The sequence below is a fragment of the Acinetobacter sp. WCHAc060025 genome (genome assembly GCF_004209355.1).
In the GTDB taxonomy this organism is placed as follows: domain Bacteria; phylum Pseudomonadota; class Gammaproteobacteria; order Pseudomonadales; family Moraxellaceae; genus Acinetobacter; species Acinetobacter wuhouensis.
The window spans coordinates 25,961-50,021 of the sequence record NZ_SGSX01000004.1 but is presented as its reverse complement, the minus strand read 5'-3'; the positions used below and the strand labels follow the sequence as shown (position 1 = coordinate 50,021).

16 protein-coding genes and 8 tRNA genes are annotated in these 24,061 nt (G+C 38.7%); 8 read left to right on the top strand and 16 right to left on the bottom strand.

Translation table 11 applies throughout. The annotated features are described in order from the left end of the window. Positions 1-216 precede the first annotated feature (216 nt). Positions 217-1,323, top strand: coding sequence for a glycine oxidase ThiO (gene thiO / locus EXE09_RS04295; RefSeq protein WP_130116456.1), 1,107 nt, complete (start codon positions 217-219; stop codon positions 1,321-1,323). A 234-nt stretch (positions 1,324-1,557) separates the two neighbouring features. On the opposite strand, the gene EXE09_RS04290 is transcribed toward thiO, so the two are convergent. From EXE09_RS04290 to EXE09_RS04280, 3 genes are all read right to left on the bottom strand, one after another. Beyond that, complete coding sequence (locus tag EXE09_RS04290) at positions 1,558-2,460, bottom strand: TIGR01777 family oxidoreductase (RefSeq protein WP_130116455.1); 903 nt, start codon at positions 2,458-2,460, stop codon at positions 1,558-1,560. A gap of 380 nt (positions 2,461-2,840) precedes the next feature. Further along, the gene (locus tag EXE09_RS04285; protein WP_087553891.1) at positions 2,841-3,290 is read right to left on the bottom strand and encodes an ABZJ_00895 family protein; all 450 of its coding nucleotides are present in this window, start codon (positions 3,288-3,290) and stop codon (positions 2,841-2,843) included. Positions 3,291-3,608: 318 nt separating this feature from the next. After that, positions 3,609-4,820 (bottom strand): multidrug effflux MFS transporter, encoded by a 1,212-nt coding sequence (locus EXE09_RS04280; protein ID WP_130116454.1) that lies wholly within the window; start codon positions 4,818-4,820, stop codon positions 3,609-3,611. 146 nt (positions 4,821-4,966) lie between these two features. Between EXE09_RS04280 and yccS the strand changes: the two genes are divergently transcribed. From yccS to EXE09_RS04260, 4 genes are all read left to right on the top strand, one after another. After that, positions 4,967-7,141: a YccS family putative transporter gene (yccS, locus tag EXE09_RS04275; RefSeq protein ID WP_130116453.1), complete on the top strand. Its 2,175-nt coding sequence runs from the start codon at positions 4,967-4,969 to the stop codon at positions 7,139-7,141. Between the two features lie 99 nt (positions 7,142-7,240). Continuing rightward, on the top strand, positions 7,241-7,819 hold the full coding sequence (locus tag EXE09_RS04270) for a YcxB family protein (RefSeq protein WP_068975849.1): 579 nt from the start codon (positions 7,241-7,243) through the stop codon (positions 7,817-7,819). 178 nt (positions 7,820-7,997) lie between these two features. Next, complete coding sequence (locus tag EXE09_RS04265) at positions 7,998-10,637, top strand: PepSY domain-containing protein (protein ID WP_130116452.1); 2,640 nt, start codon at positions 7,998-8,000, stop codon at positions 10,635-10,637. A 162-nt stretch (positions 10,638-10,799) separates the two neighbouring features. Next, complete coding sequence (locus EXE09_RS04260) at positions 10,800-11,585, top strand: YdcF family protein (RefSeq protein ID WP_130116451.1); 786 nt, start codon at positions 10,800-10,802, stop codon at positions 11,583-11,585. A gap of 46 nt (positions 11,586-11,631) precedes the next feature. Here the strand turns inward: EXE09_RS04260 and EXE09_RS04255 are convergent, their stop codons facing one another. The 10 genes from EXE09_RS04255 to EXE09_RS04210 form a co-directional block, all read right to left on the bottom strand. Continuing rightward, positions 11,632-12,105, bottom strand: a complete 474-nt coding sequence (locus EXE09_RS04255) for a DUF2750 domain-containing protein (protein WP_068975852.1) — start codon at positions 12,103-12,105, stop codon at positions 11,632-11,634. Between the two features lie 74 nt (positions 12,106-12,179). Next, positions 12,180-12,255: transfer RNA gene (locus tag EXE09_RS04250), tRNA-Val, on the bottom strand. Positions 12,256-12,444: 189 nt separating this feature from the next. Next, positions 12,445-12,521: transfer RNA gene (locus EXE09_RS04245), tRNA-Asp, on the bottom strand. 30 nt (positions 12,522-12,551) lie between these two features. After that, positions 12,552-12,627: transfer RNA gene (locus EXE09_RS04240), tRNA-Val, on the bottom strand. A 133-nt stretch (positions 12,628-12,760) separates the two neighbouring features. Next, positions 12,761-12,837: transfer RNA gene (locus EXE09_RS04235), tRNA-Asp, on the bottom strand. A gap of 32 nt (positions 12,838-12,869) precedes the next feature. Further along, positions 12,870-12,945 (bottom strand) — tRNA-Val (locus EXE09_RS04230). A 125-nt stretch (positions 12,946-13,070) separates the two neighbouring features. Next, positions 13,071-13,147: transfer RNA gene (locus EXE09_RS04225), tRNA-Asp, on the bottom strand. A 45-nt stretch (positions 13,148-13,192) separates the two neighbouring features. Continuing rightward, positions 13,193-13,269, bottom strand: a tRNA-Asp gene (locus tag EXE09_RS04220). Positions 13,270-13,292: 23 nt separating this feature from the next. Beyond that, positions 13,293-13,368: transfer RNA gene (locus EXE09_RS04215), tRNA-Val, on the bottom strand. A 281-nt stretch (positions 13,369-13,649) separates the two neighbouring features. Next, entirely contained in the window at positions 13,650-14,045 is a 396-nt protein-coding gene (locus EXE09_RS04210; RefSeq protein ID WP_068975238.1) for a YbaN family protein, read from the bottom strand. 232 nt (positions 14,046-14,277) lie between these two features. Between EXE09_RS04210 and EXE09_RS04205 the strand changes: the two genes are divergently transcribed. From EXE09_RS04205 to dapE, 3 genes are all read left to right on the top strand, one after another. After that, complete coding sequence (locus tag EXE09_RS04205; protein WP_130116450.1) at positions 14,278-15,132, top strand: DUF1853 family protein; 855 nt, start codon at positions 14,278-14,280, stop codon at positions 15,130-15,132. 196 nt (positions 15,133-15,328) lie between these two features. Further along, positions 15,329-15,469, top strand: coding sequence for an entericidin A/B family lipoprotein (locus EXE09_RS04200; protein WP_068975225.1), 141 nt, complete (start codon positions 15,329-15,331; stop codon positions 15,467-15,469). Between the two features lie 153 nt (positions 15,470-15,622). Further along, positions 15,623-16,759, top strand: a complete 1,137-nt coding sequence (gene dapE / locus EXE09_RS04195; protein ID WP_130113863.1) for a succinyl-diaminopimelate desuccinylase — start codon at positions 15,623-15,625, stop codon at positions 16,757-16,759. 106 nt (positions 16,760-16,865) lie between these two features. Here dapE and EXE09_RS04190 read toward each other — a convergent pair whose 3' ends face one another. From EXE09_RS04190 to EXE09_RS04180, 3 genes are all read right to left on the bottom strand, one after another. Next, the gene (locus EXE09_RS04190; RefSeq protein WP_068975227.1) at positions 16,866-17,330 is read right to left on the bottom strand and encodes a hypothetical protein; all 465 of its coding nucleotides are present in this window, start codon (positions 17,328-17,330) and stop codon (positions 16,866-16,868) included. Positions 17,331-17,338: 8 nt separating this feature from the next. Next, a complete protein-coding gene (locus EXE09_RS04185; protein ID WP_130116449.1) occupies positions 17,339-21,814 on the bottom strand; it encodes an Hpt domain-containing protein in 4,476 nt (1,491 codons plus the stop codon). Between the two features lie 138 nt (positions 21,815-21,952). Continuing rightward, positions 21,953-24,022, bottom strand: a complete 2,070-nt coding sequence (locus tag EXE09_RS04180; RefSeq protein ID WP_068975229.1) for a methyl-accepting chemotaxis protein — start codon at positions 24,020-24,022, stop codon at positions 21,953-21,955. Between the last annotated feature and the right edge of the window lie 39 nt (positions 24,023-24,061).

The following is a 24,061-nucleotide window of genomic DNA, read 5'->3' as shown; positions in this document are numbered from 1 at the left end:
TATATTGAAAGTTCCTTCTCCCTCAGGGATGAGGAGTAAACTCCGCAAGAGGATGAGGGGAATTACCTCTCCCCTTGCGGAACAATGTTCCTCATCCTAAAAGGAGAGGGAACTTTCATTACTGATCAAAGTAAGGAAAGGTAGCGTCTCTTGCTTAAATATATTTTTAGACATTTATATAAATGTCACTTATTAAAAAATTAAAATTGGTACACCATGCACATCGCAATCATCGGAGCTGGCGTCAGCGGCTTACTTGCTGCCCTTGAACTCGTCGAACAAGATTGTTCAGTCACTATATTTGACCAACAACAAGCAGGACATGCTGCCTCATGGGCAGGCGGTGGCATTTTGTCCCCAATGTATCCGTGGCGTTACCCACGTGAAGTCAATCACTTGGCACAATACGGTAAACAACTGTATCAACAATGGAATGAAAAACTCTTACCTGAAACAGGGATAGATTTTGAAATCCATGAAACAGGTATGCTGATTTTTGATGAAGCTGATTTTGAAATTGGACTCAATTATAAAGACCAATACCAAGAGCCCATGCAACATTGTGAATACTTAGAACGAGATGCACTCGAACAAGTCAATCCACATATTTCGGAACAATTTCAACACGCAATTTATTTTCCACAATTGGCAAATGTGCGCAATCCACGCTTACTCAAATCTTTAATTAGCTATTTAAAACAACATCCCAAAGTCCAAGTTTTGGAAAATACATGGATTGAAAAATTTAAGCTTCAAAATAAACAAATCCAATCCATTCAAACTTCAAGTGGACAACATTTTCAAGCCGATCAATTTGTGATTACAACGGGGGCTTGGTCAAACTGTTGGTCTGAACAACTACAACTGTCGATCCCTGTCGAGCCTGTACAAGGTCAAATGCTCTTATTTAAAACCCCTGAAAATTGGCTACCCACCATGTGCATGAACAATGTCATGTACCTCATTCCGCGTATGGATGGTCATGTAGTTTGCGGTTCGAGTATGAATCATCTCGGTTTTGACCAACGCCCAAGTGTACAAACACAGCAAAATATTTATAAAGCCTGTACAGAAATGGTGCCTGAATTGGCGAATTTCCCGATCATCAAACAATGGGCAGGTTTACGTCCAAGCTCACCTAGTGGCATTCCTTATATTGGGCAAATGCCTGAAATCGAAAACCTTTGGGCGAATTTTGGGCATTATCGTAATGGTTTATGCATGGGACCAGCTTCTGCACAACTACTTCGTCAACTCATGCTTAAACAAGACACCTTGGTCGATGCAACAGCTTATTCAACGGAACGTTTAAAACCTAGCTGAAAGCAGAACATTGCCTTAATGCTAGCCAGTTAAGGTTTTTTAATCCTCCCCCTTGCGGAACATGTTCCTCACCTTTTTCAAAGGAGGGATGAGTAGCTCAGCTACGCAAGATTACTAAAAATCATTTTAGTTGCAAGAAGTTCCCCTCTTTTTCAAAGAGGGGTTAGGGGAGATTTTAGGAATTTTTTCCAATAATTTTGCTTAACTGATCAGCATTAGAACATTGCCTAGAATTTAATTGGGCGAATGTTGTGTAATCTGCCTTAAAGCACTTTCCAAATCTACATATTGAAAATCAAAGCCCTCAGCAAGCAAAGCTTTGGGCTGAACATATTGACCATTTAACACCAATTGCGCTTGCTCACCCATCAACAAACGCATCACAAAACTCGGTAATGGTAAAAAGGGCTTACGTTTTAATACTTTGCTCGCAATATTTACAAATTGCATTTGAGAAAGATGATCAGGAGCAACTACATTATAAATTTTCTGATCTGATGTACTTTGAAATAAGAATAAAATTGCTTGAATCACATCATCCACATGCACCCAAGTCATCGGTTGCTGACCTGAACCAATACGTCCAATTAAACCCATTTTAATCGGTAAGAGCATTTGTTGAAGCGCACCTTTTTGCCCAAATACCACACCTAAACGCATGATTTTAGTATTTTGAGTCGTATCCGCTAAAGCCTCCGCTTCCCATCGCTGACACAGTTCAGACATAAAAATGCCTTGTGCAGGTGAATTCTCATCACAATCATTGTGCCATTGTTCAGTAGGGTCTATTCCGTAATAACCAATCGCAGAACCTGATACAATACATCGTGGCTGAATCTGATAATCTCGTAAAGCTTGGTACAATTGCTGTGTAGTTTGAACTCGACTATCAATCAATTGTTGTTTTCTTTGCGCTGTCCAACGACCTTGAGTGATGCTTTCCCCTGCCAAATTCACCACATAATCAATGTGTGTATTTTCAAGTTCAGTAAAATTTTCTATCCACGTTAATTTTGCTTCTTGCGAATGTCGTTTTTGTCGAGAATAGGCGATGACCTCGAAACCATGCTGAAGTAAATAATCAACCAAATGAGTACCAATAAAACCACTCGCACCTGTGACTAAAACTTTAAGCATACGATCTCCTTATTATTGGATGTTACGCGCTTCCAAAGAATTAATTCTTTAAAAAAACTGTCTTAAAGCTTACTCGACGGAGTCTTACATCAATAATTTGGATTTAGGGATTAGCCTGCGGCTCGCCTTACTTTTCTTTCGGGAAAATGAGCAGTGAAACTGCGCAAGGAAACCATCTTGCGAAGCTTCGCTTCTCACCGCAAAACTCGACAAAAAACAGCTTTTGATTGACATATCGCAGAAACATTAACTTGTATATTTAGTCCTGCCTCAAACAGTTGCGGATGACGTTTTCGCGTACCCATTCTTTTCTAGATACAATCTACGATTTTGATGTTGCTGCGCAACATCAGTTTTTATTTTAGAAACGTACTAGAAAATTACGCACCAAACATTTTCAATGCCATACGTTGTGCCTGTTTACCATAAAACCAATACGTTATTAAATATAAAGGAATCGCCAACATTAACAACATAATCAATGTTGTACCTAGAAAACGTAAATTCGTCATATAAGCCACAAAAGTCTGCCACACTTCTGGATCACTATGCGAAAAGATCAACACACCTGCAAAAACGCCCAAAAAGTTATAACTCCAAAAAATTAAGGTATAACCAATAGTCAGTTTTTTACGTTCAGCATCTGTCGGTGCACGGCGTTGTTGTTTTAAAAATCGCTGTAAAACAATAATCATTGCAGCCAAGTATGGAATCGCAGTTAAAACTCCGGCAATTTGATTAGGCAATAATGCAGCGAGTACACCTGCAATCATGGTTAACACTAAACAAAGGATAAAAAACCATAAAAAATATTTGTTTAAAGACACCATGAGCATCACCTAATTGGAATGAATAAACTGATTATAAATTTTTTTTAATTTTTTTTCATTTTCTTGTCAACCAAACTGAAACCCTTGTCGTTATATAAGTATAGGTCGCAGCAACCGAATCAGACGCACGGCATCCGCAGATGATTTGGAGACCTTAATCCCAGAGACGAAAAGCTTTTCATGCTTCTTGCAAGATTTAGAATAGCAGCCTAAATCGAAGATAACGAAGTATTTTGACCGACGATTTACTCATCACTCGAATCGTCGGTCTTATTTTTTGTAAAATCTACTTTCTAATTTAATTATATCTATTTCTATCTAAATGGCTTTGGCTTTTAAGTCTTTGCCTACTGCTAAAATTGCGACAAAACCCGCCATCGTGAACAATAGCATTAAAATTCCCATATTTAGCACATGATTCCATACAAGGAAATTTAAAACAACGCCGCCCAATAAACCACATGCAAATTGCATACTGCCCATAATCGCACTGGCAGTCCCTGCTCTAGCGCCCTGCTCAGACATCGCAAAAGCCATCGCATTTGGTCCCGTAAAACCAATTCCTGAAACGGTTAAAAATAACCCTAACATGACCAAAGCTAAATGTGCATGCGCCATCAAACCAGCAATCACAATAATGACCGAACCTGTTAATTGAATTACACCGCCGATGGTTAACCGACGAATCACCGAGAGTTTATGGGCTAAATGCTTATTCAAAGTTGAAACTAAAATAATCCCAAAAGCATTAAAACCAAAGGCAATTGCGAACTGTTGCTGTGTAAGGTGATAACCATCCATCAACACGGCTGATGCTGAACTGATATAACAAAATAATGCTGCCCCCGTAAAACAACCTGCCATCATCGGCAATCTAAAACTTTTATCTTTAAATATAGAAGCATACAGGATGAAAACTTGATTGAAACTCAAATCTAAACGACGTTCTGGTTCAAGTGTTTCTTTAAATAGAAAATGCACACATAAAAAGCACATCACACCAATGATACATAGGGCTATAAATACAGCATGCCAACTAAAAAAATGCAGAATTGCTGCGCCCAAAGTCGGTGCAAGTATTGGGGCAATCCCCATCACAATCATCATACTGGCAAAGGCTTGAGCAGAACTTTGCACATCTAAACGATCTCGAATCGCCGCGCGTGCCATCACCACACCGACGCAACCACCCAAAGCTTGTAAAACCCGTGCTGCAATCAAAGACCAATGATCTGGTGCAAGGACACACAATAAACTCGCGATCGCATAGAGTGCCATGCCGAAATATAAAGGTTTCTTCCGCCCAATCCGATCACTAATCGGTCCGTAAATCAGTTGTCCTATAGCCAATCCAAAGAAATATGCAGGTAAAGTATTGGCAATCTGCTGAGTTGTGACATTAAAGTCTTGCGCCATTTCTGGTAATGCGGGCAAATACATATCAATAGACAAGGGTCCTAAAGATGTAAATAAAGCCAAAAGCATAATCCAGCCCGTAGAATACTGCTGTCCCGCGTTTTTTTCAGACATAGATCGTTTATAATTTCATGAGGATTGATGCAGACAAGTTTACACGCTCCATAGTATGATTTGTCATAAAGATAAGTGAAAATTCACACAAGCACCATCATTCAACTGACCGTAAAACACACTGAATATTTCATAAGGACACTCCTTTGAATAACTGGCTGTTAAAACTCAAGAAAGCAACTTATAACACAAGTTTTATGTATAACTTGAGGATGATTATTGCTTTTGCTGGAACGGCTTTTGTGCCCTATTTTATGGGGCAACAGTTAATGACCATCCCACTGACGCTTGGTGTCGTTGCAGCCGGTTTAAGTGACATTGATGACCGTTTCTCAGTACGCATCATGAACTTGGTCTATACCTACATTGGTTTTTTTGTCACAGCAGCTTCAGTCAGTTTGTTATTTCCATATCCTGTGCTTTTTGCTATTGGTTTAATCGTGTCGTGTATTGGCTGGATTTTACTGGGTTCTCTTGGTCGTCGTTATGCCACAATTTCTTATGGCTGTTTGGTGGTTTCCGTATACTCCATGCTTGGAGTACACCTCTTTGACCAATGGTACATTCAACCGAGTCTTTTGGTGATCGGTGCAATTTGGTATGGACTGATTTCAACCATTAGCTTTTTGCTCTTCCCCGTTCGTCAGGTTCAAGACAAATTATCACAATGTTTTTCGTCACTCGGAAATTTCTTATTTTCAAAATCGAACCTGTTTGATGTCGATATGACTGCAACCAGTTACCAAGACAGCATGATTAACCTGTCTATGGAAAATGGTAAACTCATTTCTATTTTCAATGATATGCGTGTGACTTTATTGACTCGTTTAAAAGGAGACCGAGGACAACGAGATACACGGCGTAGTCTGCAATATTATTTTGTTGCACAAGACATTCATGAACGTGCCGATTCAGCGCATATTGATTATCAAAAACTGGCAAAAATCTTTGAGCACAGTGATATTTTATTTCGTTTCCAACGTATTTTATCCATGCAAGCCAAAGCCTGTAATGATTTGAGCGATAGTATTTTACACCGAACAACCTATCAGCATAATCAGCGCTTTGAGCATGCTTTTAAAAATCTTCGATACTCATTGGACAAACTTAAAAGCGAAGGAAAATATGATTTGATCTGGGTCAATGCCCTATTTTCACTCTATCAAAATTTAAAATCAATTGATGCTCAACTGCGCAACCTCGAAACAGAACGCCATATCACTTTGGAACAAAGTAAGCATATCGAAAATCAACTCAAAGATGATGATTTAAAAGGTTGGGATGATATTGTTATTCGAATTAAACAGCATTTAACCCCTGAATCGGTGCTGTTCCGTCATGCAATCCGCGTCTCGATCGTATTATTCTTTGGCTATGTTTTTGTACAACTGACCAATATTCAATATGGTTACTGGATTTTATTGACTGCATTATTTGTCAGTCAGCCCAATTTTAACGCCACCAAACGCCGTTTGCGCTTACGAATCATTGGTACTTTAGGCGGAATTATTCTTGGCTATGCGATTTTATTCTTTGTTCCTTCTGTTGAAGGGCAATTATTATTGTTAATTATTAGTGGCGTATTGTTCTTTGATTTACGCAGTAAGCAGTATGCTCAAGCCACTGCATTTATTACGATTATGGCTCTCATCAATTTCAATTTAGATGGTTTAGGTTTTGAAGCTGCGCTACCACGTATGATCGACACCGTTATTGGCTGTGCTTTGGCTTGGTTAGGGGTGACATTTATTTTTCCAGATTGGCGTTTCCGTCGTTTACCACGTACCATTCAACGCTCTCTCGAAGCGCAATGTGCTTATCTTGAAAATGTCGTGAGTCAGTACCATCAAGGACGTAATAACAGTTTGGATTATCGTATTATCCGACGAGCAGCCAACAATACTGATGCGGATGTCGCTTCGTTAATTTCAACACTCGCCACTGAACCAGATTTTGACCCAAGCCAAAAAACTCTAGCTTTTGAATTTCTCTGTTTAAATCACACCTTTCTCAGCTATATTGCAGCCTTAGGCGCGCATAGAGAAAAAATTGAAGATCAAGCAGTATTAAATTTACTTGATCAAGCACTGGATGATATTCGTGGGGCATTATTGAAAGATGAAATGCCTGATTTAACAGCACACAATATGCTACAAACTATTCGTACTCGGTTAAATCACTCTGAAGATAGGGATTCTAAATCACTGATTATTCTGCAACAATTATCACTTATGTTCAGTATTTTGAAACAATTGAGTAACTTAAAGCAAAACCTGAGTCATGCTCGTGATGATCAATCGACTGAATTGGCTTCTTTATAAAAGAGTATAAAAAATGCCTAGATATTTGGTACAATACGCGCACTAAAACTTGTGTTTTAGTGCTAAACTCTGACTAGATTTACATATACTACTGACACTATGACTGCCAAGAATATTTACGCTTATACCTTACAACCCGTTCCGTACGAAGTTTCAGAAACTGAACAACGTAGCGCTCAGCTCGCAATTTGGCGTAGTACCAATAAAATTGGTACCAAAGCTTGGGCAATTATGGGGGTGATTGTTGCACTTTCTATTCTTGGTCTAATTTTCGTAAAAAACTACTCAACTATCCTTTTTTGGGTACTTTTAGCCTGTGTTGCGATCTATCTTTTGGTTCGTAAATTTGGTTTGGAATGGTATGTAAAACGTAAAATGAATGAGTTTCCAGTTCAGGAAATTAAGGGTATTAAACTTGGTGTACAACCGAGCGGTATCGTCATGCGCCAGCAAATGGCTGCTCCATCTGGTATGGGTATGCAAGAAGGTGTAGGAACGATTGGTTGGAAAGATATTTACGAATGGTATAACACACCTGACTTTTTACTTGTAAACTTTAAAGTTAAAGATCAACAAGGTGCTTATATCCTACCTAAGCGTATGGATAGTAAGAATTTCCCATTTGCGACACTGCGTAAGCACTTGAAAGAAACTGTCGGTGAAGCGAAAACACTTTAATCAAGTCTATTTTCTGATTTTGAAGAACCTCCTTAGTTGGAGGTTTTTTATGTCTTTCATTTGATTGCTTTAATAAAAATGATAATGAGAATAAATATTATCTACAAATTCATTCTATCTCCTTTATATTCAGTTATAATTTGCGCACATCAAATTTAAGTCGCTCCCTTTTAGCATCATGTTTAAAAAAGTTTTCTTCCAAATACACTGGTTTCTAGGAATCACAGCAGGTTTAATCCTCTCCCTGATGGGGGTTACAGGTGCAATCTATTCATACGAGCAGCCGATTCAAAAATGGCTTAACCCAAATAGCTATACCGTTGCTGTTGAAAATAAAGAAAAAATGACACCTGTTGAAATTTATCAGCATTTTCAGACTAAAAATCCTGAAATGAAGATCAACAGTATTACGATTGCACAGGCACCTGAAGAAGCCTCAAATATCAACATCGTGAAAGAGGGTGCGCGTAAGGGTTATACCATGATGGTCAACCCGTATACGGCTGAGATTCTGCCTGAAATTAAAGGTAAAGATTTTTTCCAGTTTATCCAACAACTGCATCGTAATTTGACCGTAGGTGAAGTCGGTAAGCAGATTACAGGTGCATCCACATTGATGCTGATCTTCTTTGTACTCAGTGGTTTATATCTTCGTTGGCCGAAAAAGCATTCTGTTAAGCAATGGTTTGCGATTAAACCAAAACTCAAAGGTCGTAACTTTCTTTGGGACTTGCATGCTGTTGTGGGAACTTGGGTGGTGATTTTCTACCTGCTACTGGCATGTACAGGCTTGTACTGGTCTTATGACTGGTGGCGCAGTGGAATGTTCAAAGTATTAGGTGTTGAACAACCTAAACCTGAAATGCAAGCTGGGCAAAAAGGCAAAGGTGGTGATGCGAAAGGCAAACAAGGTTCAGAACAGAATCATGGCGCACGTGGGAATGAAGGCACTTCTGTAAAATCTGATAAAAAATCAGACCATAAACAAGATGATAAAGAAGGTTTAAAACCTGAACAAATTCAAATTGCGCTGACTCAAACTTGGAACGGATTTAATTCGCAGATCAAACGTGACTACTCTACCCTCACTGTTTCGATTCCTAAAAAAGCGGATGGTAAAGTCGAACTCACTTTTGTCGATAAAATTCCACAACATGAGCGCGCACGTAATAAAGCAACATACAATTATCAAACTTCAAGTATTGAAAAATTAGACCTATACGAAAGCAAAGCACTCAATGAGAAAATCATGAGTAGTATGTTACCTGTGCATCGTGGTAGTTTCTTTGGGCCAATTTATCAGTTCCTTGCAATGTTTGCTTCTTTAGCAATGCCGCTTTTCTTTGTGACAGGATGGATGCTTTACCTAAAACGCCGTAAGCAGAAGAAGCTCACCCTCGCAGCAAAGCAATCTGGTTCAGCAGTCACCATTGATCCAAATGCAACACCTTGGCTGATTGCTTATGCGACACAAACAGGTGTATCAGAACAATTGGCATGGCGTACAGCAAGCAGCTTACAGCATGCTCACCAACCAACAACCGTTAAAGCTGTTCAACAAATCACTGTAGAAGATTTACAACACGCCAAACAGGTTTTATTTGTGGTCAGTACTTATGGTACAGGGGAAGCACCAGACTTAGCATCAAACTTTGAGAAAAAGCTGATGCAACAAAACTTAGCGCTTTCACATTTAAATTATGCTGTACTTGCACTCGGTTCACAGGATTATCCTGAAACGTACTGTAGTTTTGGACATCGTATAGATGCTTGGTTAAAGCAATCAGGCGCTCAACAATTATTTGCTACGATTGAAGTGAATAATGCCCATCAAGCTGATATTCAAAATTGGAACGAGGCATTAGCCAAAGTCACCAAGCTTGAACTACAAACAATGTCTATTGAAAAAACTTTTGATGAATGGCGATTAATTAAACGTGAATTATTGAATCCGAATAGCTTAGGTGCACCTGCATTCAATATCGAATTACAATCCGATCACCTTATTGATTGGCAAGCAGGTGATATTGCAGAAATTCAAACGGGCAATAGCCAACAACGGATTGAAGCATTTTTAAATCAACATCAAATACATGCTGATACTCTAGTGGACAGTTTGCAACAAACTATCCAAGATGCATTATGGAATCGTGATTTAACTGTTGAAATAGAACCATTTGCCAATATGGATCATCTATTGGAACAGCTTCCTAACTTGCCTCCTCGTGAATACTCAATTGCCAGTATTCCAACTCAACAAATATTACGCTTAGTGGTTCGTCAGCAACGTGATGCCCAAGGTGAACTTGGTTTAGGCTCAGGTTGGTTAACTGAACACCTACAGCTTCGTAGCAAATTGGCTTTACGTATCCGTAAAAATGAATCGTTCCATTTAATTACAGATAATCGTCCAATTATTTGTATTGGAAATGGAACTGGAATTGCAGGATTAATGAGCCTGATTCATAGCCGTGTTCGTTTGGACTATACTGAAAATTGGCTCATTTTTGGTGAACGCCAACAAGCACATGATTATTTCTTTAAAGACACAATTCAAGCTTGGCAAAACACTGCAATGCTCAGTCGTCTTGACCTTGCCTTTTCACGTGATCAAGCTGAAAAAGTTTATGTTCACCATAAACTGCGTGACAATGCGGAACAGCTTAAACAATGGGTCAACAATGATGCTGTGATCTATGTCTGTGGCAGTATAAATGGTATGGCGAGTGATGTTGATCAAGCTTTGATTGAAATATTGGGTAAAGAAACAGTAGAGCAACTCCGTGCTGATGGACGTTATCGTCGTGATGTTTACTGATCGTATAATTTAAATTTAATACCACAATAACCGAGCTAATTTGCTCGGTTTTTTATGATTTTTTTATGATTATTCACAATTCACAGTAAAAACATCAATTCTTCACACGAGCAAAGCACTTTACACCTTAGAATAGGCACTTTAAATTTTTCTAGTTAGATCATGCAGAATAATAAATTTTTCCGCTGTATTATTTTCATCATTGGGCTCATTTTATTTCTAGATGGCTTCATTCTAATACTTTTAAAAAAGTGGCATCTTGGTACTATCCTCCCCTTACTGATTGGTTTGGTTTTTATCATTAGCGCGTTGAATCACCAGCGCATACAACAATTTTTAGCACAGCATCTGAAATTAAAGAAATTTTGGCAATGGGGATGGCGTCTTTTTAGTATTTGGTTAATAAGCTTGCTTGCATTCTTTGGCTATATTCATATCAAAGCGCAACAAAATAATCTCACAGATCATGTACAAACCATCATTGTATTAGGAAGTGGTATTACACAAGGCAAAGCCTCACCTACACTTGCTAGACGCCTCGATAAAGCAGGAGAAATCGCCAAACAACAGCCACAATCTCTCATTATTGTCAGTGGTGGTTTAGGCTTTGGAGAAAGCAAAACCGAAGCTGAAATTATGGCTCAATATTTACAAGACCGTGATCAGATTCAAGCCTCAAGAATTCTACAAGAAAATAAAAGTACCAGCACTGAACTGAATCTCAAAAATAGCCAAGCCATTCTTAAAGCACAACAACTTGGCTTGGATGCAAAAATTGCTATTGTCACCAGTGACTTTCACACATTGCGCGCAGGGGCAATTGCCAAGAAACAAGGCTATGATAATTTTGTGACGGTCGGTGCCGAAACTCCGATCACTACACGTTATAACGCATGGTTAAGAGAGTATTTTGCATATTTAAGTGGTTGGGTTTTGGGTGAATATTAAATTTTCACCCAATCAAAAAATTACTGATGAATACGAATCTTACAAATTACACCTTGTGATGGATACGTATCTTTCGAGGTAAGGGAAGATTGAGGTTTTGTCTAAATAATTCAGGTTGAGTTGTATGAAGTTGATATAAATAATTTTTAATATCTATTAAAAATTTATGTCCTGAAACCAAAACATTTTGTCCTTCAGGGGTTAAATTAATCGAAAGTAAAGTATTGTTGAGCTGAATAAAAGGAATCATTTTCTCAAGAAAAGGGATAAGCTCAACTTCTTGTACAGAATAGCGACTCCAATTATCTTTGACCATCAACTGTGCCAAGCTTCTACTCTGCCAAACTGCTAAAGACTGTTGACCTGTTGGTGTCGCACACAATGCCCAACCTTCATCATAAAGTGCAAAAACCTTAGTTTGCGAAACGATCGTTTCGATAAAGACTTTGTATTGATCTATAGCTTGAATAGGATTTTTTTGGATCGAAGGTGCAGCTTTACGCTGATATGGATTTCTCATAGAGCATTTATTTTTATAAATAGTTAATGCGCTATTTTACACAAAAGTTTAAATAAATAAAGAGAGGGAAAATATGGTGGGCGCTGACGGGATCGAACCGCCGACATTCTGCTTGTAAGGCAGACGCTCTACCAACTGAGCTAAGCGCCCTGAGTGAGGATAAATAAAACGAAGTTTTATCCGAACGCAAGAGAAAAATCTATGATTTTTCTTTAGGTTCAATCCTAGAGAATGTAAAACAAGCGAAGCGCGTAGTTTATGCAACTAGAAACCTAGTTATTACGCTGAAACTTCACATCTTACATAGACAATTATCTTAACTTCAGGATTTAAGATAAATGGCGCAGCGGACGGGGCTCGAACCCGCGACCCTCGGCGTGACAGGCCGATATTCTAACCAACTGAACTACCGCTGCACTGTTACACCTTGTGCCATACAAAGTATATGGTGGGCGCTGACGGGATCGAACCGCCGACATTCTGCTTGTAAGGCAGACGCTCTACCAACTGAGCTAAGCGCCCTGAGGAGTAAAAATAGCTTCGCTATTTTTATGACGCAAGACAAGCAAAGCGCGTAGTATTTGACAAATCAAATAAAACAAAAGCTTTTCAAGCTTACTAACCCACTTACCCCAATCTCAGGATTTAAGATAAATGGCGCAGCGGACGGGACTCGAACCCGCGACCCTCGGCGTGACAGGCCGATATTCTAACCAACTGAACTACCGCTGCGTAACGGCATTTATACATAAATGTATAAATTATGGTGGGCGCTGACGGGATCGAACCGCCGACATTCTGCTTGTAAGGCAGACGCTCTACCAACTGAGCTAAGCGCCCTGAGGAGTAAAATTAGCGAAGCAAATTTTATGACGCAAGATAAACACTGTGCGTAGTATAAAACTTACAACCAAAATTAAAACTCTAGTCAGGTATTAAACCTAATTTGCAACCTTCTTGTAAAGTGGCGCAGCGGACGGGACTCGAACCCGCGACCCTCGGCGTGACAGGCCGATATTCTAACCAACTGAACTACCGCTGCACTTCTACAATTTACATTGCAATACAAACGAGTCTTGAATTTAAGTGGCGCAGCGGACGGGACTCGAACCCGCGACCCTCGGCGTGACAGGCCGATATTCTAACCAACTGAACTACCGCTGCACTATAAATTCAACGTTAAAGCTTGGTGGGCGCTGACGGGATCGAACCGCCGACATTCTGCTTGTAAGGCAGACGCTCTACCAACTGAGCTAAGCGCCCTAACGACTTCATCGTTTGTGAGGTGCATTATAGAGAATCCTGACGGTGTGTCAAACGCTTTTCTTACTGTTTTAAGTATTTTAAGTTTGAGTGATTAAAAAATAGATCATTTTGCTCTAATTTCAGCTTTTTTGTTTATTATTTATCTATTTATGCTGTACTAGCTAATTCATATTTCATAAAAACCGTAGCTATTTTATACAAGTTTCTACTGATGTAATTCGCTTAACGACCATTTTATAAAAAATTCATGCTTTTGAGCGAGATGACATCTATTTTCTTTATTCCACTTTTTCCATGACATCCTGAATAACGGTAAGCTTTGGCTCAGGTCTTAACCATAACCAGATAGCAACAATTAACATGGTTAGATCAGTAAAAATTTTGATAGCGAGTGGTGCATTGGTAAACAACATGATAATCCCACTAATGAGCATCATAATGCTGGCAATCCATTTAGCTTTGCGAGGTACCGTTCCATTTTCACGCCAAGCACTGAGCGTTGCACCATATTTAGGATGATTCAATAGCCAAGCATCAACCTGAGGCCACCCTTTTGACGCTGCCCATGCTGCTAAGATCAAGAAAACAGTTGTCGGCATACCTGGTAATATCGCCCCAATAAATCCAAGGATAATAAATACTACGACCAGTGTTCGCCAAAACAAAATTTTCATAACACAACCCAATTTGCCTATGTGTGAAGTATAACGCTCTACATCAAAGCCTGCATGATTTAACACAGATTCACTCATTATATTTTAAAATGATCGCATTCATATTTTCCGATTCCCCCAGTTTCTCAAATCAAATTAGGCTTGCATCAAACTGGAGATTTTTGTTTATATGCCTATGCTCAATTCATTTTTTATCAGGACTGAGTATCTAATTTGATTAGGATTTATGGCAATGACTGATTATTTTGAGCCTTGGCAGTACTACAAACACCCGATTGTTCGGCAATTGGCATTCTGCATAGCAAGTCCCAACATTCTTCAACATGTTCCCAATGCGCTAGAAATAAAAAATCATTTTGAATTACATAATAATGCTTTTTGGCAACAGCAGTTTAATCTATACAAACACCGTCTGAATGCCTTAGATCAAAATCCAACAGAACTGATTGAATTTGTTCAAAAGCTCAAAAGCACTCGTCTTGGACTACGCTTTGAATATTTGTTTTGGTTTTGGTTACAAGATCAAGAGAATCAACAATTTGAACTCATTCAACATAGTATTCAAATCATTGAAGCTAAAAATACCTTAGGTGAAATTGATTTTTTAGTACGTAATCGTACGACTCAACACATCGAACACTGGGAAGTCGCTTTAAAATATTACCTTGGCGAAGCTGATTTAAGTTTGAAGTATTGGTATGGTTTGAATCGCAGCGATACCTTACACCGTAAACTTAATCATTTTTCAGAGAAACAATTTCAATTTACCCATGCTTTAGATTTCAATATTGATCAAAAATTTGCTGTTATGAAAGGGCAACTTTATACACCTATGTATAAACAATCTGATCAATTGCCCGATTGGATCAATCCACAACGGCGCATAGGACAATGGGGGCATCAAATTCGTAATGAAGTACATACCAATTTCTATCGTTTACAACGTCATGAATGGATTTGCCCTGATCAAAATGCAACTTCTGACAATGCATGGTGGTGGTGCAATGGACTTTATCATGATAAATCAAGCCAAATATTTTATATGTATCGTCAACCACCTTTAATTGCTTTACCACTAGAACAATAGATATAAAACATCAATAGACCTTTAATTTTTATTGATTTTAAGTTATTCACTCACAAAAGCCTATAGGAATAATATGTAAATTTTCACGCTTTAAGTCACATGTTTTTACCATTTCTCAAATAAAAATGACATGCGTTACTCAGTGCTTGGTTAAACTTAAAGTTGCTTTAATTTAAAAAGACACATGGAGATAAGCATGAAAAAAATATTACTCGCTTCTATTGCTGTGACTTTCATCTTGACAGGCTGTAATACTTTTAAAGGCGTGGGTAAAGATGTATCTAAAGCTGGTGATGCAGTCACAAACTCTGCTGAAAAAGTTGAAAATAAACTTTAATTTTCAGTTTTAATTCACAGAGTCTTATCTTGATCGATAAGGCTTTTTTATTTCTCATAAAAAATAGTTTTTTATATGCTTTGTCTTTTTAATTTTCTTTCGGTTTTATCTTCCACTATCATATTACTTCATTCACTTAATTGATCAATGTTCATGAACCATTCGGATACCCTAGAACTGAGTTTACAGCTTCTGCGCCAACCTTCAGTAACACCAGTCGACCATACTTGCCAAACCATCATGGCAGATCGCTTATCAGCAATTGGCTTTAATATTGAAAATATGCGTTTTGAAGATGTAGATAATCTTTGGGCAAGACGTGGAACTGAATCTCCTGTTTTTTGTTTTGCAGGTCATACCGATGTGGTTCCAACAGGTCACTTGGATGCATGGGAATCCGATCCATTTTTACCTGAAATCCGTGATGGCAAATTGTATGGACGTGGCAGTGCCGATATGAAAACGGCTTTGGCTGCCATGGTGGTTGCTTCTGAGCGTTTCGTCAAAAAACATCCGAATCACAAAGGTTCAATTGCTTTTCTAATTACTTCCGATGAGGAAGGCCCATCGATAAACGGGACTGTCAAAGTCGTTGAAACTTTAGAAGCGCGCAATGAAAAAATGACATGGTGTCTAGTCGGTGAACCATCGAGTACCAATACTTTAGGTGATATTGTTAAAAATGGTCGTCGTGGTTCTTTGAATGCTGTGCTGACGGTAAAAGGCAAACAAGGTCATGTGGCTTATCCACATTTGGCAATTAACCCAATCCATACTGCATCTAAAGCCCTAGCTGAACTGTGTGATACAGTTTGGGACAATGGTAATGAATATTTTCCTGCGACAACATTCCAAGTTTCTAATATTCAGGCAGGCACTGGGGCAACCAATGTTGTTCCTGGAACCATGACTGTTACATTTAACTTCCGTTACTCTACAGAAGTGACAGCTGATCAATTAAAAGCACGTGTGCTTGAAATTCTTGATCGTCATGCTGTGGACTATGATATTTCTTGGACATTGTCTGGTTTACCGTTCTTAACGCCTGTAGGTGAATTGGTCAATGCAGCTAAAACCGCGATTAAAAATGTTACAGGTACAGAAACTGAGCTCTCAACCAGTGGTGGAACATCCGATGGTCGCTTTATTGCGCCTACAGGTGCTCAGGTGCTTGAATTAGGTGTTTTAAATGCAACGATTCACCAAATCAACGAACATGTGAATATCGACGAATTAGAGCCATTGGCTGAGATTTACGAACAAATCTTGGTTGAGTTATTAGCTCAATAATTTGATCTAAACAAACCCTCAATATTGATCTGATCAATAGAATCTTTAAAAAGAAAAAGGACGCATCAGCGTCCTTTTTCTTTTATATCAATACAAACTCAGGACTTTATTTCTTTTTCAAACCAATTTGGAGCTGGATTTGATCTAAGTCAGGTACATGATAAATTGTTTCACCAATTTTCACATGCTGCAAAATAGTTTTGTCTTCATGACTTCCCTCGGCATCCACCACTTCCGAAATACGTAAGCGAATAGAATCTGGCATTTCATTGCACATCAAAGCAAAACGCTCATCAGCCTCCTCACCTTCAATGATCAATGCCACACCTAGAGTTTTCTTTGGGTCACTGACACTAAAAGCAGGGAGTTTCTTGTCATGCCATTCCACGACTTTCACATGGGTTGGACTATCCTGCGCAGATAGGACGATATTTTGTGGCAACAACATCGGTGCTTTATCAAAACAATCAATGATATACGCATCAATAAAACCAGTAGATACCGTAATTAAATGCTGTAACTCTTGGGTACTAATTTTATCTAATGCTGATTTTTCGACATTTTTAACCATGAGTGCTCCTATTTAACCGTCAACAAAGCATCAATATTTTGCAATAAATCTGCTTCTTGGAATGGTTTACCCATATAGTTTGTTACGCCCAAACTGAATGCACGCTCACGGTGTTTTTCACCTGTACGCGAAGTAATCATAATAATTGGTAAGTCACGATGTACTTCGTGGTGACGTACAAGATTCGTCACTTCGAAGCCGTCCATACGTGGCATTTCAATATCCAGTAACATCAAGTCTGGTTTGACATTTTCAAGTTGTTCAATCGCATCTACACCATCTTTGGCCGTGATGACATCAAAACCTTGTCGTTCAAGTAAACGTGTCGTAACTTTACGTACAGTTACCGAGTCATCGACAATCATAATCAAGCGGCGTTGATCACGATGACGTTGCTTATCTTGTTGTAACTGTTCCGCACCACCACGAGTTGAACTTTGCACTTGTCGTGCAATATTTTGTCCATCAAGAATTAAACAGACTTGACCATCACCTAATATCGTTGCTCCTGCAATCGCATTGATCGCCGCAAATTGCTTACCAATCGGTTTAACCACAATTTGTGAACGAGAACCAATCAATTGATCGACTAAGATCGCAATTGACTGTCCCATATTTCCTTTAATTAATAAAACAGGAAGTGAATGGGCAATACCATGCAAACGTGGCGTTTTTTGATTGGCGGTAAATTCACCTAAGTAGCGTAATTTGTAGCTTTGGAAATCAATGTCAAAGTAATCATTTTGTGTTTCAAAATACTCTTCCAACGCTGTTGGAGAAATTCGAACAATACGATCAATTTGTGATAATGGAACAGCAAATTGTTGATCGCCAACTTTTACCATCAAAGCATCACTAACCGCAACAGTTGTAGGCACGCGGATTGTAAAGGTTGAACCTTTGCCAAGTTCTGAGCTTACAACAACCTGACCACCCAGTGACTTAATCTCACTTTGCACAACGTCTAGACCGACACCACGACCAGAAATTTGCGTCACTTGTTGTGCTGTACTGAAACCAGGATGGAAAATGAATTGTAAAATTTCATTCGGTTCGAGTTGCTGATCCGCTTTCAACAGACCTTTTTCACGCGCTTTAGCACGAATAACATCTGGATCAATACCTTTACCATCATCATTGAATGATACTAATACATCAGTACCTTGACGACTAATGTTCAACTCAATACGACCAGTCAATGACTTACCAAGTTTCTGACGCTGTTCCGTATCTTCAATTCCGTGGTCAATCGCGTTACGAAGCATATGCTCAAGCGGTGACACCAGTTTTTCTAAGATATTACGATCCAACTCTCCTTCAGTATTATTCACTAACAATTCTGTTGGCTTATTTACTGTAGATGCAGTTTGACGTACTAAACGTTGCAAACGTGGCAATAGTCGTGAGAATGGTACCAGACGGGTACGCATCAAACTTTCTTGAATTTCAGCTTGAATACGTGACTGTTGTAATAATAAACCTTCAGTATCACGAATCTTATCCGACAAAGTCGTTTTGAAGTCGACCAAATCCGATGCTGATTCTGCCAATGATTTTGATAATTGGTTCAATGAAGAATATTGGTCCATCTCCAATGGGTCAAAGTCAGTATAGCGCGAGTTAAAATCACCATGTTTGGCAATAATTTGACTTTCTAGCTCACCTTCCATTCGACGTAACTGATCTGCCAAACGTTGTATTGCCAACTCCATATCAGTCAGTGTTGTCCCTAACTGACCGAGATCCATTTCAATACGTGAACGGTTAATCGCATTCTCACCTGAAAGGTCAATCATTTTCTCGACCAAATCAGCAGAGATACGGATCATCTCATTGCTAGCTTCTGCCTTCTCTGATTGATCCCATTCACCCAACATTGATGGTGGCTCAGTACCATCCCCTTGAACGAATTCATTACTCGCTTGTTCAAACAGTAAATTGGTACGTGCCAACTTCTCAGGCAGTTGTGCAGAAACATCAACATATTCAATACCATGTAAATTTGATTTCAATCCATCAAAATTTTCATAGTCACGTTTGAAAATTGCTGCATCTAACCAACGGAATGTTCTTTCCAACAAACCATCATAAACATTCGAGTTAAAATTATGTAAACCGAATTGTTCGAAAGCATTCTCAAGCTCATAAGCAATTTCTGCAACTTGCTCTAAATGCACCATTTTTGCACCGCCTTTTAAGCTGTGTGCAATACGTTGTAATTGAAGTAATAAACTACGATTACTGCGTTGTTCAAACCATTGAGATAAATTCTTTAGACCATCATCAATTAACTCACGAGCTTCTTCAATGAAGGTTTCACGTGCAACGATATCCGCTGGATCTAAATCTGAACTTGAATCAAAAAGCGATTCTACATCAACAACTTGAACACTCTCAGCAACATGATCATTTTCTGCAATGTGTTCAATTGCAGTAACAATATCATCTTCCACATGCTCAATTTCTTCAACATCAGCTGCATCATTTACAAACTGTTGCTTCGCTGTATCTGATTCATCATAAGCAGATGTGCTTTCCGCTGGACGTTGTTGATCAATATTTTTCAGCACTGCTAAAATATGATCTGCTGGATAATCAATTGATTTTTCACGAATCAATTGAATTCGGTCAGCAATGTCATCTTGAATCAAACGGATTGACTCAATAATTTGTGGCGTTGCTTGTAATTGACCTTTGATGATTCGCTCATAGATTGTTTCTAATTCATGCGCAATTAAACCAATATTATTGGCTTGAACCATATTTGCGCCACCTTTTAAAGTGTGCAAATAACGCATCAAGTTATTTAAAGCCGTTGTATCTCCAGGATTCTCAGACCAAGTATTTAAATCCTGATCCATACCATCCGATAATTCATCCGCTTCCTCAATAAAAATGTCTAAAACATCCATATCGAATTCACGTTGACTCAAATCTGAGTCAATAGATTGTTTATCTTTATTAATTTCTGCAAAAACATAACGACCAGCAGATTCAATTGAACCACTCGGCTGCGTAGCAACTTCTGGTTGCACCGATTCAACCGCATCAAGCTCTACATTGACATCAATTTCTTGAAGTAAATAGTCATGCAATTCAACTAAGGTCTCTTTTACTTCATCTGTTAAACTAACACGCTGTCCTGAAGCCAAAGTATCAAATAAATGAATGAACTCTTGATGTACTTTATCAAAAATTTCATAAGCATAATCTGTATTCAGTAGAGCAGGATTTGCAATAACTCGCTCATACGCTTCTTTTAATTGAACAGTAAAATCATGAATACCTTGAGACGCACGATTATTGGTATGTTCTATCAACAACTGAGTTTGCTGACTCAGGCTTTGAAAATAAACAGGATGTTCTACAGGCGCACGCTTATCAAACTCAAATTCAGCATCTAATAATAGATCAATTTCCAAATCGACAAGCTGCGTAACTAAGCCCACTTGTGAATCCTGATCTTGCTGGTATTGATGTTGGAAGTCATAACGATCCCATGCATCATTGAATTTTTGATAAATGTTGTGTAACTCTGAACTCTCCCCGCCTTTCTGCTTAAGAATATGTAAATAATCACTTACAAACTCAGCATAATGGGTCAATAAAGTATTTTCATTTTTCGATGATTCTGTATCTTCTTGAACCAATACTTTAAAGAGATGCTCAACTTTACTACTCGCCTCAAATACATCGTCCACATGCGCCATGGAAGAACTTCCACGTAGTGTATGTAATGCACGAATCAAGCGGTTATACTGATCAGGCGTATGTTGTTCTAAATGCAAGAATTCATTGATCGTTGCCAAGTGCTCTTCTGATTCTTCAACAAAAATCGCTAAAGTTTCAGAATTGAAATTCTCATCAGTTGTTGCAACTGCATCAACATATACAGATTCTTGAGCAACAATAGCTTCAACTTCAGTTGACTCAGTTGGTGCCACCACCTCAACACTAGCAATTTCTAAACCAGTCACCACATCAGCACTATTAAGTGTTGTTGCTAAACTTAATAAATCTTCTAAAGCAGGTTCTAAACTTATTTTTTGCTGTAATTGCTGACCTAACAATACCAATGGTGCCAAATTCAAATGATGAGGCTGCTTATTTAAAAATTCAGAAAAAAGTTTGAATTTATAAATATTAAATACTGTACTGACATATTGTTGAATCTCAGTATTCAGCTCTAAATTATTTGCAATCACACGGTTTAATGTGTCTTCAACAGTCCAAGCCAATTCCCCAGAACTTTTAGCTCCGACCATTCGCCCAGACCCTTTAAGCGTATGGAAATAGCGACGTACATTGACGAGTTCGGCATCTTTAGATGCTTCTTTTTGCCATAAATCCAGAGAGATTTGTAACTGTTCAAAAATATCTTCGAGCTCTTCTACAAAAAAATCTAAAATTTCTTCGTCCTGATCAAGATAAGTATCTTCAGGTAAAGTGACGTTTTCCACTAAATGTTTTAATATTTCTTTCATAGCTCAGGCTTCTACGTTAGTTCCCTTCTGTGGGACTAAAACCCTTCAAATACAGTCGAATGGCTTTAGAAGGCTTTTCTACTCTGTGCAATACCTACCTAAGACAGTAGATATTGCATATATAGAGTACCAATCATTTTATTCAGGTAGTTTAAAGTCTGAAACAGATTGACGTAATGCATCCGCCATATTTGCCAACTCAGATACCGAACGCGCTGTATCAAAGGTAGCACCCGTTGTTTGCGAAGTAATTTCTTGTACGACGTTCATCGTATTTGCAATATGACCTGCCGATGCAGACTGCAATTTCGCAGACTCAGAAATGCTTCCAATCAATCCCGCCAAGTTCGTTGATACTGTTTGAATTTCATCCAGTGCAACACCCGCATCTTTCGCCAAGTTCGCACCACGAACAACTTCCGACGTCGTTTGTTCCATCGAAATTACCGCTTCGTTGGTATCTGTCTGAATCGTTTTAACCAGTGTTTCAATCTGCTTAGTTGCTGATGCTGAACGTTCCGCAAGACGCTGTACTTCATCCGCTACCACGGCGAAACCACGACCAGCTTCACCTGCCATAGACGCCTGAATCGCTGCGTTCAATGCCAAGATGTTTGTTTGGTCGGCAATATCGTTAATCAGAGAGACAATGTTACCAATCTCTTGAGATGATTCACCCAAACGCTTAATACGTTTAGACGTTTCTTGAATCTGCTCACGAATTGTATCCATACCTTCGATTGAACGGTTTACAACGTCTGCACCATTTGTTGCAATCTGTACAGAACGTTGTGCTACCTCTGCTGACTCAGCAGCATTTGCAGATACGTGGTCAATCGATTGTGCAATTTCGTTAATCGCTGTAGATGCTCCAGCAATCTCTTGCGCCTGATGCTCAGATGCTTCAGCTAACTGGTTGGTAATCTCTTGCGTATTCTGCGTATATTGTGCAACTTCTTGGGACGTTTCGTTAATACGAGATACAAGGTCACGTAATTGGTCAATCGCGAAGTTAATCGAGTCGGCAATTGCCCCTGTAAAATCTTCAGATACCGTCGCGTACGAACTCAAGTCACCATCTGCCAAATCGGCGATTTCATCCAGTAAACGTAAAATCGCATTCTGGTTACGGTCATACTCATCTTGTAAACGTGTTACACGAACCTTATCCGACTCACTACGCAAACCAAGCAATTTGAATACTGCAAATAAGAATGCACCCAAAGCTAAGATTAAAATCAAAGCAGGTAGAATCGTTGCAACACCTGTATTTACAGATAGACGATCTAAGCCTTTTAATAAGTTATCAGACTCAGCAAAAATATTGGATGAAGCTTGACGTACTTTGAAAATTTGATCTGAGTTTTTCAACACCGAAGTTGATGCTAATTGCACAATTTCGTTATAGTCTTCTTTAATACTTTCTAAAGATTCACGTAAGTTTGGATTATCGATTCTTGTTACACCTAACTCCGCATTCCCTGTTAATTGAGCATTAAGATACGCACCAAACGTTTCCGTATCAGCATTAAAATCCTCTGCTGAAGCACGTGTATTATCTGAACCACCCAATACAGAACCAATCGAACGTAAAATACGTTCCGCAATAAATACTTGGTTCTTCGCAATTACCACCTGGGTACTTGGCATGTTATCACGTGCCATTTGGTCAACCATTAGGTTATATTCAGCCTGCATCCCAGGAATCACATCTGCAACTGCAATGTTTGTATCATATAATTGGTTAATGATTTTCTGGTGAGTTGTGATCATGTCAATATCTGACGATACTTGTTTCCAAGTTTTTTCAACACCTTCGACTTGATTCGATGATGGATGAATATCTTTAACAACTTCTAAGTTTTCTTTAAATTTCTTTTGCGACGCTACTAAAGCATCAATTGATTCTTTAGAACCAGACGCTGTTGCTTCTGTTGCTTGGCGCGATAATGTTTGTGATAAAAGTTTTAATTCACCCAAACTACGAGTCAAGTCGTTATTTCGAGGAACCGTATAGAATAAAACCAAAAGTAAAATAATCGCAATGACGATACTCACAATCGCCATTTGAATAAATGGCTTAGATTTGTCACTTTCCCCAAATAACTTTGCAAAATCATCAATTTTCGACTTGAATTTCGTGAATACGTTAGAACCACTTTTTTGAGCAGTATCCCCTGTATTTTTCTTTTTAAGTTTAAAGCCCATTCAGCTTCTCCCGATTCGCTTAACTCTAATTAGGCGTCA

Coding starts and splice junctions, on each gene's coding strand:
- thiO (WP_130116456.1), top strand. CDS start 217: ATGCACATCGCAATCATCGGAGCTGGCGTCAGCGGCTTACTTGCTGCC.
- EXE09_RS04290 (WP_130116455.1), bottom strand. CDS start 2,460: ATGCTTAAAGTTTTAGTCACAGGTGCGAGTGGTTTTATTGGTACTCAT.
- EXE09_RS04285 (WP_087553891.1), bottom strand. CDS start 3,290: ATGGTGTCTTTAAACAAATATTTTTTATGGTTTTTTATCCTTTGTTTA.
- EXE09_RS04280 (WP_130116454.1), bottom strand. CDS start 4,820: ATGTCTGAAAAAAACGCGGGACAGCAGTATTCTACGGGCTGGATTATG.
- EXE09_RS04270 (WP_068975849.1), top strand. CDS start 7,241: ATGACTGCCAAGAATATTTACGCTTATACCTTACAACCCGTTCCGTAC.
- EXE09_RS04265 (WP_130116452.1), top strand. CDS start 7,998: ATGTTTAAAAAAGTTTTCTTCCAAATACACTGGTTTCTAGGAATCACA.
- EXE09_RS04260 (WP_130116451.1), top strand. CDS start 10,800: ATGCAGAATAATAAATTTTTCCGCTGTATTATTTTCATCATTGGGCTC.
- EXE09_RS04255 (WP_068975852.1), bottom strand. CDS start 12,105: ATGAGAAATCCATATCAGCGTAAAGCTGCACCTTCGATCCAAAAAAAT.
- EXE09_RS04210 (WP_068975238.1), bottom strand. CDS start 14,045: ATGAAAATTTTGTTTTGGCGAACACTGGTCGTAGTATTTATTATCCTT.
- EXE09_RS04205 (WP_130116450.1), top strand. CDS start 14,278: ATGACTGATTATTTTGAGCCTTGGCAGTACTACAAACACCCGATTGTT.
- EXE09_RS04200 (WP_068975225.1), top strand. CDS start 15,329: ATGAAAAAAATATTACTCGCTTCTATTGCTGTGACTTTCATCTTGACA.
- dapE (WP_130113863.1), top strand. CDS start 15,623: ATGAACCATTCGGATACCCTAGAACTGAGTTTACAGCTTCTGCGCCAA.
- EXE09_RS04190 (WP_068975227.1), bottom strand. CDS start 17,330: ATGGTTAAAAATGTCGAAAAATCAGCATTAGATAAAATTAGTACCCAA.
- EXE09_RS04185 (WP_130116449.1), bottom strand. CDS start 21,814: ATGAAAGAAATATTAAAACATTTAGTGGAAAACGTCACTTTACCTGAA.
- EXE09_RS04180 (WP_068975229.1), bottom strand. CDS start 24,022: ATGGGCTTTAAACTTAAAAAGAAAAATACAGGGGATACTGCTCAAAAA.